This window comes from Mesorhizobium sp. M2E.F.Ca.ET.219.01.1.1 (genome assembly GCF_004016445.2).
GTDB lineage: Bacteria > Pseudomonadota > Alphaproteobacteria > Rhizobiales > Rhizobiaceae > Mesorhizobium.
Genome location: NZ_SADT02000086.1, coordinates 1 through 382, shown reverse-complemented (window position 1 = coordinate 382; position 382 = coordinate 1). Strand labels below are relative to the sequence as shown.

1 pseudogene is annotated in these 382 nt (G+C 67.8%); it reads left to right on the top strand.

The annotated features are described in order from the left end of the window. A pseudogene (locus EN862_RS35025) lies at positions 1–382 on the top strand (AMP-binding protein); the annotation flags it as partial.

The following is a 382-nucleotide window of genomic DNA, read 5'->3' as shown; positions in this document are numbered from 1 at the left end:
CATCGGCGCCGTCTACCAGCCGCTGTTCACCGCCTTCGGCCCGAAGGCCATCGAGCACCGCCTGGAATACAGCGCGGCCAAGGTGGTGGTGACCAATCCGGCCAATCGCGGCAAGCTCGACGAGGTCGCCAACCTTCCACGGATCGCCACCATCCTCGGTGCGGACGATGCCTTGCGTCAGGGCGACATCGATTTCCGCGCCGCCCTGGCCGCCGCTTCGCCGGCCTGCGAACCGGTGATGCGCCGGGGCCAAGACCTGTTCATGATGATGTCGACTTCCGGAACGACGGGCCTGCCCAAGGGCGTGCCGGTGCCGCTCAGCGCTCTGATGGCGTTCGGCGCCTATGCGCGATGCGATCGGCCTGCGCCCCGACGACATCTT